Annotated in this window: 13 protein-coding genes and 2 pseudogenes; 9 read left to right on the plus strand and 6 right to left on the minus strand. The window is 73.7% G+C overall.

What is annotated here, in order from left to right; genetic code table 11:
- The first annotated feature begins 2 nt into the window (after nt 1-2).
- Nucleotides 3-1,495, plus strand: a pseudogene (locus tag ACZ6Q9_RS25660) (DUF6406 domain-containing protein).
- A 23-nt stretch (nt 1,496-1,518) separates the two neighbouring features.
- Nucleotides 1,519-2,145, plus strand: coding sequence for a hypothetical protein (locus ACZ6Q9_RS25665; RefSeq protein WP_396829836.1), 627 nt, complete (start codon nt 1,519-1,521; stop codon nt 2,143-2,145).
- Nucleotides 2,146-2,295: 150 nt separating this feature from the next.
- Here ACZ6Q9_RS25665 and ACZ6Q9_RS25670 read toward each other — a convergent pair whose 3' ends face one another.
- Nucleotides 2,296-2,832, minus strand: a complete 537-nt coding sequence (locus ACZ6Q9_RS25670) for a hypothetical protein (protein WP_396829838.1) — start codon at nt 2,830-2,832, stop codon at nt 2,296-2,298.
- Between the two features lie 570 nt (nt 2,833-3,402).
- Nucleotides 3,403-3,669, minus strand: a complete 267-nt coding sequence (locus tag ACZ6Q9_RS25675) for a hypothetical protein (RefSeq protein WP_393257918.1) — start codon at nt 3,667-3,669, stop codon at nt 3,403-3,405.
- A 293-nt stretch (nt 3,670-3,962) separates the two neighbouring features.
- Here ACZ6Q9_RS25675 and ACZ6Q9_RS25680 point away from each other — a divergent pair, with 293 nt between their 5' ends.
- From ACZ6Q9_RS25680 to ACZ6Q9_RS25705, 6 genes are all read left to right on the plus strand, one after another.
- Nucleotides 3,963-4,358, plus strand: a complete 396-nt coding sequence (locus ACZ6Q9_RS25680) for a hypothetical protein (protein WP_393257915.1) — start codon at nt 3,963-3,965, stop codon at nt 4,356-4,358.
- Nucleotides 4,359-4,652: 294 nt separating this feature from the next.
- Nucleotides 4,653-5,465, plus strand: a complete 813-nt coding sequence (locus ACZ6Q9_RS25685) for a hypothetical protein (RefSeq protein ID WP_396829839.1) — start codon at nt 4,653-4,655, stop codon at nt 5,463-5,465.
- 88 nt (nt 5,466-5,553) lie between these two features.
- Nucleotides 5,554-5,886 (plus strand): DUF1232 domain-containing protein, encoded by a 333-nt coding sequence (locus ACZ6Q9_RS25690; RefSeq protein ID WP_393257909.1) that lies wholly within the window; start codon nt 5,554-5,556, stop codon nt 5,884-5,886.
- Nucleotides 5,887-5,918: 32 nt separating this feature from the next.
- Nucleotides 5,919-6,323 carry a pyridoxamine 5'-phosphate oxidase family protein gene (locus ACZ6Q9_RS25695; RefSeq protein WP_393257906.1) on the plus strand — a complete coding sequence of 135 codons (405 nt, stop codon included), beginning with the start codon at nt 5,919-5,921 and terminating at the stop codon, nt 6,321-6,323.
- A gap of 353 nt (nt 6,324-6,676) precedes the next feature.
- Complete coding sequence (locus ACZ6Q9_RS25700) at nt 6,677-7,363, plus strand: C39 family peptidase (protein ID WP_393257903.1); 687 nt, start codon at nt 6,677-6,679, stop codon at nt 7,361-7,363.
- Between the two features lie 112 nt (nt 7,364-7,475).
- The gene (locus ACZ6Q9_RS25705) at nt 7,476-8,360 is read left to right on the plus strand and encodes an aminoglycoside phosphotransferase family protein (RefSeq protein WP_396829850.1); all 885 of its coding nucleotides are present in this window, start codon (nt 7,476-7,478) and stop codon (nt 8,358-8,360) included.
- A 154-nt stretch (nt 8,361-8,514) separates the two neighbouring features.
- Here ACZ6Q9_RS25705 and ACZ6Q9_RS25710 read toward each other — a convergent pair whose 3' ends face one another.
- Complete coding sequence (locus tag ACZ6Q9_RS25710) at nt 8,515-8,964, minus strand: Lrp/AsnC family transcriptional regulator (RefSeq protein ID WP_396829841.1); 450 nt, start codon at nt 8,962-8,964, stop codon at nt 8,515-8,517.
- 96 nt (nt 8,965-9,060) lie between these two features.
- Here ACZ6Q9_RS25710 and ACZ6Q9_RS25715 point away from each other — a divergent pair, with 96 nt between their 5' ends.
- Complete coding sequence (locus ACZ6Q9_RS25715) at nt 9,061-9,966, plus strand: SMP-30/gluconolactonase/LRE family protein (protein WP_396829842.1); 906 nt, start codon at nt 9,061-9,063, stop codon at nt 9,964-9,966.
- A gap of 130 nt (nt 9,967-10,096) precedes the next feature.
- Here the strand turns inward: ACZ6Q9_RS25715 and ACZ6Q9_RS25720 are convergent, their stop codons facing one another.
- From ACZ6Q9_RS25720 to ACZ6Q9_RS25730, 3 genes and pseudogenes are all read right to left on the minus strand, one after another.
- The gene (locus ACZ6Q9_RS25720; protein ID WP_396829843.1) at nt 10,097-10,333 is read right to left on the minus strand and encodes a ferredoxin; all 237 of its coding nucleotides are present in this window, start codon (nt 10,331-10,333) and stop codon (nt 10,097-10,099) included.
- A gap of 4 nt (nt 10,334-10,337) precedes the next feature.
- Complete coding sequence (locus tag ACZ6Q9_RS25725; protein ID WP_396829844.1) at nt 10,338-11,615, minus strand: cytochrome P450; 1,278 nt, start codon at nt 11,613-11,615, stop codon at nt 10,338-10,340.
- Between the two features lie 120 nt (nt 11,616-11,735).
- Nucleotides 11,736-11,897 (minus strand): annotated as a pseudogene (locus ACZ6Q9_RS25730) (antitoxin); the annotation flags it as partial.
- Nucleotides 11,898-11,989: the final 92 nt, after the last annotated feature.

Below are 11,989 nucleotides of genomic sequence, written 5' to 3' on the forward strand. Positions count from 1 at the left end.
TCATGTCCATCCGCAACAACGTGCCGTCGGACATCGGGCCGGCCCGGCTCGGCGTTCGGTGGATCAACGAGGGCCCTCCGGTCCGGTGCGAAATCGCCGTCATGCCCCACTGGAGCGAGGAATCCCCCCACTACGAGGTCGCTCTCGGCGAGACCTTCCCGGTGGGCGACGAGACCTGGCGCTTCGCGGACGTCGACATGAAGAGCGCGGACGAGTGGCGGGTGATCGTCCGTCGGGTCGACGAGAACGAGGTGATGACGCCACCAACCGGCCACGTCTGGAAGTCCGCCCGGCTGCGGCCCTACGGTCAGCTCGACGAAGCGCAGCTACAAGCAGTGGAGGCCGAACTCGGCATCTCGTTGCCGCCGAGCTACCGCGACTGGCTGCGTGACAACAACGGGGCACAGCCCGAGGTCGAGCACCACGTCCCCGGCCTGCCCTTCAGCATGTTGCCGGAACGTCCCCTGCTCGGCGTTCACCCCCAGTACCCGCCGTTCGACCTGGTGCACGCTCAGCGCGTACACCGGGATCCCTGGCTGTCGCCGACCTGGCTGGTCATCGCGAACCTCTCCGGCGGTCTGCTGGTGCTCTCGCTGCGGCCGCGCGACATGGCGGAGGAGGGCGTGTACTTCCTGCCGGAGTCCGGCCTGGGCGGGGCGATCGGTCCTGAGGGTGCCGCCGGGCGCGAGCGGCACCTGGTTCCGGTGGCCCGCTCGTTCGGGCACTTCCTTGGCAAGCTGACTCCGATCGACCTGTCCGACCTGCCGCCGGCGCAGATCATCCGGCCCGGCGAGCCCGGCCACTCCCAGCATGACGACCAGCCGTGGTGGGCCACGCGACCTGAGGATCAGCAGCGATGACGACGACACACACCGCGCAGGCCCTGCTGCTGCCGGTCGGGCAGTTCTTCGGCACCTTTCACCCGGTGGCCGGTTCGACCGAGCGCTACCACCGGGTCCGCCTCGGCGACGAGGTGTGGGAGCTGGACGACCAGCGCTTCACCCTGTGGGCGCTGGCGCACGGCGCCGGCGACCAACCGGCCGAGCAGCCCTGGACCCTGCCCGCGGTACGCGACGCGGCCGCCGCGCAACTGCCCGGTGTCGACAGCGCCCCGCTGCTGCACGGGCTGCTGGCTGAAGGGCTCGCCGTCGAGGTCGCCCCCGATGCCGGCGAGGCGGTGGAGTTCGCTCGTCGGCACCGGGTCGGCGCCCGGATGCTCGGGCTGGGCAACAGCGCCGAAAAGCCCTGGCTCTGGTCGATCGGCTTCTACGAGCACCCGGTGGTGAGCGTCACCCGCACCGTCTACGACCTCTGGGAACGGTGCCCGTCCGGGGAGAGCCTCTGGACGATGTGCCGGGCCCTCGCCGACGAGGAGCGGGAGGCCGGCGGCACCGACCCGGACCTGGTCGACCCGGAACGGCTGCTCACCGCGTTCCTCCGTACCGCCCACCTGCTGCTCGCGGCCAGCGTCGTCTACCTGGAGCCGCTGCCGTGACCGATACGACGAGGAACCCCGAGATGGCCGATCCGCTGATCCTGCCGGTAGGGCGCTACACCGGGGAGTTTCACCCGGCCGTGGGCGCTCCGGTGAAGTACTACTCGCTGAGCATCGGCCGTCTCTCGGTGACCCTGGAGGACCCGCAGGCCTTCGCGGTCTGGGCCGCGGCGCACCGCCCGGTGGACCGGCCCGACGCCACCTGGGACCGGGCCGCCGTGACCGATGCCGCCAGGCAGCTCGGCGTGGCCGACCCGGACCGCTTCGTCGCGGAGTTCCTGGAGGACGGCCTGCTGGTGGAGATCACGCCGGACGCGCCGGACGTGGTGGACTTCGCCCGCGCGCATCGGGTGCTCCCACTCATGGTGTCGCTGGGCAACACCCCCGACGACCCGCTGCGCTACGGCATCGGCCTCTTCGGCACCGCGCCGGTGTTGCGGCTGCCGGCGTTGGTGCACGACGTGTGGCAGTGGAGCAGTGTGGGCGCCAGCCTCTGGGACGTCTGTCAGGTCTTCGCCGACGCCGGCGCGCGGGCCGAGGTGGTGGACACCCGCGAGCACGACCCCCGGCACGTGCTGCGCGAGTTCCTGGCCGCCCTCCCCCTGCTGGTCGGCGCGAACGCCGCCTGTCTCGACGAGGCCCGCCGGTGAGGATCGCCGCACCCGGGACCTGGCGGGCCTGAGAACCGACCGCACTGGACGGCATCGCTGCCGGAAGGGCTCGGCGTGACGCGGCCGGCATCCCGGCCGCGGGTCGCGCCGGTGCCGTGGGGGGGTTGTCGAGGACGACGCGGCGTTCGCTCAGACGGCCTGCGGCAGCATCCCGGCGTACGTGTCGCGGACCGCGGCCAGCCGGCCGCGCCGGAAGCGGCCCGGCTCCCGCCGGCGCAGGTCGCGTCCCCACTCGCTGGTGCAGGCTGCGGCGGGCACCACGTCCTCGCCGGGCGGGATGAACTTGAGCACCTCGTCCAGCGCCGCGACGGCCCGGATCAGCGTGGCCCGGGCCCGCTGCCCCGCGTCCCCGTCCGCCGGCACCGACCTGGCGTACGTGTCGGCCACCCGGAGCCACTCGCCGGGATCGAGCAGCTGCGACGGCTCGTCCCCGCCGTAGCGGAAGCCACCGGCGGGGGCCACGGCGGGCTCGGCCGGCAGCCGGAAGGTGAATTCGCGCGGCTGGCCGCAGGTGGGGCAGGCACCGGTGTAGCGGGCGGCCAGGTCGCCGTCCTCGAGCGCCACGACCGCGCTCTGCCGGGCGAACCGCGTCTCCCCGCAGGGGCAGGGCCGCAGGTCCATGTAGAGGTGCGCCTCCGCGCTCGTACGGCTGGGGGGCAGGATCATGCGCTCCACCGTACCGATCCTCCGCCCTCCCCGGCGCTCCGGTGCCGCCGACGCGAGCCGACGCGGCGGATCGGCCGTACCGTCGCTCAGGCTGGCGCGGCCACGGCCCGGCGGCACCGCTCCGCTCTCCGTCGCACCGGGCTGTACGCGCTGGTCAGGCGGCAGCAGGCCACCACCGCGACCGGGCCGCGACACCAGGACCGCCAGTGAGCCCGTGACCGTACGCCCCGAGGCCGGGACGCACGGGCGCCCACAGCACCGGGCGGGTCACGCCGGCTGAGCACTCGCCCCCGCTGACGAGCGGCGTCGCCACCCGGCTGCCGGACGAAGACCGCTGCGCCCTCAGACCACAGTTTCTGAGCGGGCGGGACAGAGCCGGCCCGCCGTCCCGGGCGCGGTACCCGCGCCGTCCGCTCTGGAGTAGCCGCGGTCCTGCCCGGCACCACCGTCGTCGGACCGGAGCCGCGTCGGCGATTGCGTCAGTTCCACGCCTTGGCGTTGCTCATCTCGGTGCTGACGTGGTTCTCGCGCGCAGCACTGGTCCGGCGTCGGTCGCCCCACGCGGTCGGATCAGGACCGTGACCGGGACTTGTCCCGCAACATCCACGGTGTCAGGGCAAGCATCCCGGCCAGCAGCGCGGCCGGGATCCAGTTCACCGGCTCGTCCAACCCGGCGACGACGAAAACCGGCAGCATCAGCCCGGCCCCGGCCAGGACGAGCACGTGGAACGCCCGCTTCAGCGCGACCGAGGGGCGGAGCCGCTCGTACATGCCGAGCAGGAGGCCCACCGTCACCGCCAGGAGTGACGCCACGAAGAGCCACGACATCCACATCATCAGCGCAACCTAACGTCACTTGTTTCCGGTGGCTTCCGGTAGAACTGCAAGCCCGCACCCAGTCAATCATGATGTCGGTGATCTGCGGGTCGGCCCCGGCCGCGGCCCGGCCCGGCCGCGAGTCCGAGAGGAAGGCGAACGTGCTGTTGCCGCGGGCCGGGACAGCGGGAAAGACAGCCGCCGCCGCTCCCGCCGGACGGGACAGCGTCCACTCCGGACAACGTGGTGGCGGTCACCCGGTCCGATGCCGCCGCCGCGCTGCGCCGGCCGCGCACGGGCGATAGGTTGGACGGGTGCCGTCCGTAGCGTCCACCGACCCGTTCTGGTCGGCCACGCTGCGTTTACTGCGCGAGCTGACCCGACTGGCCGTCGCCGCGCTGGTGCTCGCCGTCGGCCTCGGCGGCGTGACCACCGCACCGGCTCCGTCTGTCCCCACCCTCGGCCCGGCCGCGAGCGCACCCGTCGCCGCGGGCGCACCCGTCGCCGCGAACGCACCGGTCGCCGCGAACGCGCCGGTCGACCGGCCGCTGCCGCGCCGGGAGCCTGCTGCCGAGCGGACGGTCGACGCGGCCACCCCGCCGGCCGTCCGCCGGGCCGAGAACCCGGTCGCGTCGATCGTCCGCCTGGACGTGCCGACCCGCGACCCCGGTCGGGGCGTCCCCACCCGGCGCGGTCCGCCGACCGCCTGACCCGTCGGCCACGTCCCGAGGCGATCGGCCGCTGCGGCGGACCTCCTCCCGCCGCACGAGGCCGTCCGACCGGGCCGCCTTTCGGCACTCCGGCCGCCACGGCTCCGGCCCGCCTACCGCGTGGGGCGGCACGCCGCCCCGGCCGTACCCGCCTCGACACCGGTCCCGCCCGTTCCCGGCCCGCCCGAGACGACCACCTGCCGCGGTACGCCGCAAGCGTCCACGATGCCCACCCGCCCGTCCGCCGGGCACGACCAACGTCGATTTCCGCCGATCGACCGCGAGGTGCTGACCATGCAAACCGTGCTCTCCTCCGTCCTGCTCGATGTGCCGCGGGCCGCCGTGATCTGGCTGAGCCTGCTCGGCGTCGTCGCCGTCACCGTCGCCGGCCTGTTGCTGCGGCCGGGCCGGCTCCGCTTCGACGCGGGGGTCCTGATCCGCCGCGCGGCGATGCCTAGCGAGCTGGAACGGGCCGAGGAGCAGCGCGAACGGTCCCGGTACGCGGAGGAGGTCGCGGTGGCCGCGGAGCGGGCCGCCGCCACCGCCGCCCGCCTGCGGGCAGAGTGGCTGACCGCGCAGGAGGCGGTCGAGACGGCCTGGCAGGCGTACGAGGCCGCCGAGGCGGACGTCCGACGGCTGGCGAACGCCGAGGCGATGCCCCTGCCGCATACCGGCCGGACCCCCGCCGAGTACGCCGAGCGCGAGCGCTTCCTGCACCGGGCCGCGCTGGACGCGTACTGGCGCAAGGAGCTGTCGGTGGAGCAGCTCAGCGACGTCTTCGCGCACCGCAACGGATGGGACCCGCGGCTGCACCCGGTCGAGCAGGAGCTGGTGCTGCGCCGGGCGGTACGGGACAACCTGTTCGCCCGGCAGCAGGCCGCCCGGGAGCGGGAGCAGGCCGCCTGGCGCGCCGCCGAACTCGCCGCCGAGTCGGCGCGCAGCCTGCGGGACGAGGCGTTCGCCGCGGTCAACCACCAGCCCGAGGAGGCGCCGTCCCTGCTGCCGCTGATCGAGGGGCCGGTGGAGCAGACCCGGGAACTTCCAGCGGTGTCCGGCCGGGAGGTTCCGCCGGTGGCCCGGGGTCGGGCGGCCGTCGCCGCGTACTGACCGGCACGACCGGGTGGCCGTCGCCGCGTACCGACCGGCCGGCCGACGGATTCGGGCGGAGCTGGCCCGGCTGGGCTAGCGTGGCCGTATGTCCAGGGAGGCGTGGGTCCTCGTCGGTGTCGTGGCGGTCGTCACGCTGGTCGGCGCGGTGCTGCTGGCCGTTCGCGTGATCCGCACCCGCCGGCTGCTCGGCACGCTCGGGGTGAAGGGCAAGGTCGCTTTCTACGGGGCGCTGCTCTACACCGTGCTCCCGATCGACGTGCTGCCCGACCCGATCTACCTCGACGACATGGCCGTGCTGACCGGCGCGCTGATCTACCTCGGTCGGCTGGTCCGGCACCGTCGCGCCGGCAGTCCCCCGCTGCCCGGCCGACCGGTCACCCCGCCGGAACCGGACCGGAACCGCCGCCGCGTTCCCTGACCGGCACGCTGACCGCGAGACAGAGGACGGACATGCCCGACCACCGGTTGGCACCGCAGGACGAGCGGGTCGCCGCGTTCTGCCGGGAACGGCACCTGGCCACGTTCACCACCCTGCGGGCCGACGGCACCCCGCACGTCGTGCCGGTGGGCGTCACCGTCGACGCCGCGGCGGGCCTGGCCCGGGTGATCACCAGCGGCACGTCCCGCAAGGCCCGACACGTCGCCGCAGCCGGCCCCGTGGGCGCCCCGGTGGCCGTCTGCCACGTCGACGGGCGGCGGTGGCTCACCATCGAGGGGCGGGCGGTCGTCCGCTCCGACCGGGCCGCCGTGGCCGAGGCCGAGCGCCGGTACGCCGAGCGGTACCGGACACCGCGCCCCAATCCCGACCGGGTCGTCATCGAGATCACCGTGACGCGCCTGCTGGGAAGTCTGTGACGGTCTGACCTGTTCGCCGCCGGCTCGCCCGGCCTGCCGACATCGGCTGCGGTAGACGGCCGACCACCGCCGTCCGGGGAACCGCCGGCACGAGCACGAGGAGCCCGTCGCACGTCGTGTGACGAGCCGCATCCGTACGCCGGAATCCTGCTGCCCCTGGCGCCGTTGCATCCCATCGTGCCGCCGGACCCCCGGCCCCTGCCCCGGAATGCCCCGTGGAGCAGGGCCGTTGGATCCCTGGTACGCCCGGCCACGGACGCGCTCCGGGCCGTCGAATCCCTCCAGGCGAGCGCCTGTCCCGGTGCTTGCGCCTCCGGCTCCCGGAGGCGTCAACCCCCGATTGGAGCCCGACCATGAAGCCGATCATCCACAAGAGCGGTCTCTCCGTCGCCGGCCTGCTGGTGGCGGGCGGTTGCATCGCCGGACCCGCGATGGCCGCCCAGGCCGCGCCGGTGACCACCGCCCCGGTCGCCTCGGTGCACACCGACAAGGGCGGGCGGGCCGACAAGGCCGACAAGAACGGCCGCCCCGACAAGCGGGCCGAGCGCACCGTGGGCATCGAGTACCAGGCCCAGCCCAACTTCTACTACTGCGGCCCGGCCGCGACGCGGATGGCCCTGTCCGCGCAGGGCAAGATCCTCTCGCAGGACGAGGTCGCGAAGCTGCTGGGCACCACGGAGGCCGGGACCGACTCGGCCCTGGACACCACGCGGGTGCTCAACGAGCTGACCGGCGGCCGGTACCGGACCACGGAGATTTCCGGCCCGGTGGCCAAGCCGGAGCAGGTCGACAAGCTGCGGGCCGACGTGGTCGCCGCCCTGGACGAGGGCCGGCCGGTGGTGGCCAACGTCAAGGGCACCGCGGTCGACACCGACGGCCACCCGCAGTCGTACGAGGGCGGGCACTACCTGACCCTGGTGGGCTACCGGGACGGCGGTGACCTCATCCGGATCGCCGACCCGGCCTCTCCCGAGGGCGAGTACTGGATGACCCTGGAGAAGGTCGCCAACTGGATCGCCGAGCGCGGCTACTCGTCCTGATCCGACGCACCGGCGAGGGCCGGTCTCCCCGCACGGGGGACCGGCCCTCGGCATGCCCGGTGAAAACCGGTCGCCCTGGCCCCGGGCCGGCGGCAGGATCGGCCCGGTGAGGATGCATGCCGACCAGGTCGACGTCACCGCGGACGTCGTCACCGCCCTCGTCGCCGACCAGTTCCCCCGCTGGCGTGGGCTCCCGGTGCGCCCGGTCACCTCGTACGGCACCGTGAACGCGCTGTTCCGCCTCGGCGAGGACATCGTGCTGCGCTTCCCGCTGCAACCCGGCGTCGACCCGGAACTCCGCGAGGACCTGCGGCGCGAGCAGGAGGACGCGCGTCGCCTCGCCCCGCACGTACCGCTGCCGGTTCCCGAGCCGGTGGCCCTCGGCGAGCCGGGCGAGGGCTACCCGGGGCCGTGGACGGCGTACCGCTGGATCCCCGGGGAGACCGCCGGCGACCGGAGCATCGGCGATCCGGTCGAGTTCGCCCGTGACCTCGCCGGGTTCGTCCGCGCGCTGCACGAGGTGGAGACCGGCGGCCGGGCGTGGAACGGACGCACCCGGGGCGGCCCGCTGCCCGCCCGGGACGAGTACGTCCGTAGCTGCCTGGCCGAGAGCACCCACCTGACCGACACCGCCCGGGTCGCCCGGGTCTGGGCGGAGTGCCGCGACGCGCCCGCGCACGACGGGCCGGACGTGTGGATCCACGCCGACCTGATGCCGGGCAACCTGCTGGTCCGCGGCGGCCGGCTCGCCGCGGTCATCGACCTCGGGGCGGTCTGCGTCGGCGACCCGGCGGTCGACCTCATGCCGGCGTGGAACCTGTTGCCGCCCGGTGCCCGGGAGACCTACCGCCGGGCGCTGGGAACCGATGACGCTACCTGGGCGCGCGGGCGGGGCTGGGCGATCGTCCAGGCCGTCGGCGCCCTCCCCTACTACGTCGACACCAACCCGGTGATGGCCGACACCGCCCGCCGCACCCTGGACGCGATCCTCGACTGAGGCGGGGGGAGCGGCCCGGACGCGGGCTTGGTGGACCGGCTGCGGGACGCGCTCAGCGGCCGGCCCACGTCGATGGCGGAGCTGCGCGAGAAGCAGCTGACCCCACCCCGCCGATGGTGGCCGCGCCCCGCTCGGGGGTGCGGCCACCGGCGTCTCAGCGGCCGAGCGGATCCGGCGGGCGGTCGAAGAACGTCTCCAGCACCACGATGGTCTGCGTGCCGGTGACGCCCTCGACCTGGAACAGTCGCCGCAGGCTGGCCTGGAGCTGCTCCGGTGACCCCGCCCTGATCTTTACCAGCAGCGAGGCCGGGCCGGCCACCACGTGGGCCTCCTCGACCTCCGGCAGCGCGGCGAGCGCCTCGTGGGTGGGTGGGTCCCCCATCCAGGCGTTTGCCTCGATCATCACGAAGGCGAGCACGCCGCGGCCCACGGAGACGGGGTCGACGTCCACTGTGGTGCGTCGGATCACCCCCTGCTCGCGCAACTTCCGCACCCGCTCGTGGACGGCCCCGGTCGACAGCCCGACGGCGGCGGCGAGGGCCGCGTAGGGCTGGGCCGCATCCCGTTGCAGCTCCGCCAGCAGCCTCCGGTCGATGTCGTCCACGCGCTCCTCCGATGCTTGTTCGGCGATTCACATCGTTTCCCGACTGTCGTTCAGTGGTGTTAGCGTACAGCCGAACAGAAGTCAGGAGGGCGTCTCATGGTCGACCGGGTGAAAGCTCACTTCGAGGTCCTCGACGAACGGTTCCGCCGGGTCAACGGCGACGAGTGGGTCGAGCGGCTCCACACCGGGGGCCGCTGGCTGGAGGGGCCGGCGTACTTCCCCGCCGGGCGTTCCCTGGTGTTCAGCGACATCCCCAACGACCGGCTGCTGCGCTGGGACGAGACCACCGGAGCGGTCGGCGTGTTCCGGCAGCCGGCGGGCTACGCCAACGGACACACCGTCGACCGGCGCGGGCGGCTGGTGAGCTGCGAGCAGGGCAACCGGCGCGTCACCCGCACGGAGGCGGACGGCACCGACACCGTCATCGCGGAACGCTACCGGGGGCAGCGGCTGAACAGCCCCAACGACGTGGTCGAGCACTCCGACGGCTCGATCTGGTTCACGGACCCGAGCTTCGGCATCGACAGCGACTACGAGGGCCACCGGGCCGAGAGCGAGATCGGCGGCAACCACGTCTACCGGGTCGACCCGCACGACGGCGAGGTGCGCCTGGTCGCCGACGACTTCGGCCAGCCGAACGGGCTCGCGTTCGACGCCGACGAGTCGACGCTCTACGTGGCGGACACCCGGCACCGGCACCTGCGACGCTTCGGCGTCGGCGCGAACGGCAGCCTGCACGGGGGTGAGGTCTTCGCCGAGTGCGACGCGGGCACCTTCGACGGGGTACGCCTCGACGCGGCCGGCCGGATCTGGGCTGCCGCGTACGACGGGCTGCACTGCTTCGACCCGGACGGCACGCTGCTGGGCAAGCTGCGCCTGCCCGAGGTGGTCGCCAACTTCACGTTCGGCGGGCCGAAGCGCAACCACCTCTTCGTCTGCGCGTCCAGCTCGCTCTACGCGCTCCGCGTCAACATCAACGGGGTTCGCCACCCCGGATACTGACCACGGGCGTGCCGGCGGCTCGTCCCGCCGGCACGCCCGCCGGACGCACGGCTCCGGCACGTGCACGCGGCTCGCGGCTCCGGCACGCGCACGCGGGCTCGCCGCTGCCGTTCGAGCTGGTGCCGCTGGCTCACGGATCCGGCGCGATCCGGCGCAGGCTGTCCACCTCGGACACGATGACCGCCTCCATGGGGCACGAGTCCGCGGCGTCCACCAGCGCGTCGTCGGGCGCCACCCGCTCGGCCAGCGGGCGGGACAGCCCGTCCACCAGCACGAAGTGCCCCGGAGCGGTGCCCGCGCAGATCCCCGACCCGATGCACCGGGCCCGGTCCACGTGCACGCGCCACTGCTCGTCCGACCCGCTCACCGCGTCACCAGCTCACCGGCATGGCCACCAGGCCCCGCACCAGCAGGCCGCTCTTCCAGGTCAGTTCCGACTCGGGCACCGCCAGGCGCAGGCCGGGGGTGCGGGCGATCAGGGTCTCCAGGACGACCTGGAGCTCCATCCGGGCGAGCTGGGCGCCGACGCAGTGGTGCACCCCGTGCCCGAATCCGAGGTGGGGGTTGGCCTGCCGGGCCAGGTCGAGCCGGTCGGGCTCGGCGAAGACCGTCTCGTCCCGGTTGGCCGACGGAATCGACACCACGACCGGCTCGCCGGCACGCACCAGCACGCCGCCGAGCTCGACGTCCTCGAGGGCGTAGCGGGCGAAGGCCGACGACGCGCCGAGCGGGACGAAGCGCATCAGCTCCTCCACGGCGCCCGGCACCAGCGCCGGCTCGGCCCGCAGCCGTGCCCACTCGGCCGGGTGGGTGAGCAGCACGTACACGAAGTTGGGAATCTGGGTCACGGTCGTCTCGTGCCCGGCGGCGAGCAGCCCGGCGGCCAGCCGCACGACCTCGTCCGCCGCGAGCCGGTCGTCGGCGTCCCGGGCCCGGACCATCGCGCCGAGCAGGTCGTCGGTGGGTTCGCGGTGCCGCCGCGCGATCAGCTCCCCCATGTACGCGAACAGGTTGTCGATGTACTGCTGGGCCTGTTCCGGGCTCAGCGAGGTGGTCGACACGATCGCCTCGGACCAGGTGTGGAAGCGGTCCTGGTCGGCCACGGGCACGCCGAGCAGGTCGCAGATGACCCGGATCGGCAGCGGGGTGGCCAGGCGCTCCACCAGGTCGGCCGGGGGGCCGGCGGCGAGCATGCCGTCGACCAGTTCGTCGGCGACCCTCCTGGTGCGTGGGCGCAGCTCCTCCACCCGCCGGGCGGTGAAGGCCTTCGCCACCAACCGGCGCAGCCGGGTGTGCTCCGGCGGGTCCATGGACAGGATCCCGGAGTCCTGCCGCCGTGGCGAGTTGCGGGGCTCGTCCCGGCCCACCGAGGCGGCCCGGCTGAACCGGGGGTCGCCGAGCACCGTACGCACGTCGGCGTGCCGGGTGGCCAGCCAGGCCGGCTCCCCGAAGGGCATCCGGATCCGGGTGAGCGGTTCGTCCCCGCGCAGCCGGGCGTAGCGCGGGTCGAGGGTGAGCCGGTCGGGGTCGCCGAACGGATAGCGCTGAGGGACGGTCGTCTCGGGTGCCTCGGTCACCGGCTGACTTCCTCTCGTCGCGGCGTCCCCGGGGACGCCGGTCCGGCCGAAGGTGACTCTACGGTGAGTCATGTTCCGACTGCGGATAGTAGCGAGAGTGGTCGATGCTTGGCTAGCGGTGACCGTCGATTGGCCGGAAACGACGATCCCGGGCCGCCGACCGCGCGGCGACCCGGGAGCGGACCGAGGAGGTCAGCGGACCTGGTCACCCTCGCCCGTACGGGCCTGGGCCTGGTCGACACCCTTGTCGATCTGGTCGTCGTACTTCCCGCCGGTGCGCTTGTCGGCCATGTCGCCGCCCTTCTCCATGCCCTGGTCGACCTGCTTGTCGTGCTTGTCGGCGAAGTCCTTGCTTGATCTTTAACCTGTTGGGCTTGGGCGTGGTTTGCGGGTCGTCTTCGGTTTCGTTTTCGCCTTGCCTGTCGAGGGGCTGGTCGCGCCGGAAG

The sequence above is a fragment of the Micromonospora sp. NPDC049139 genome, assembly GCF_055586845.1.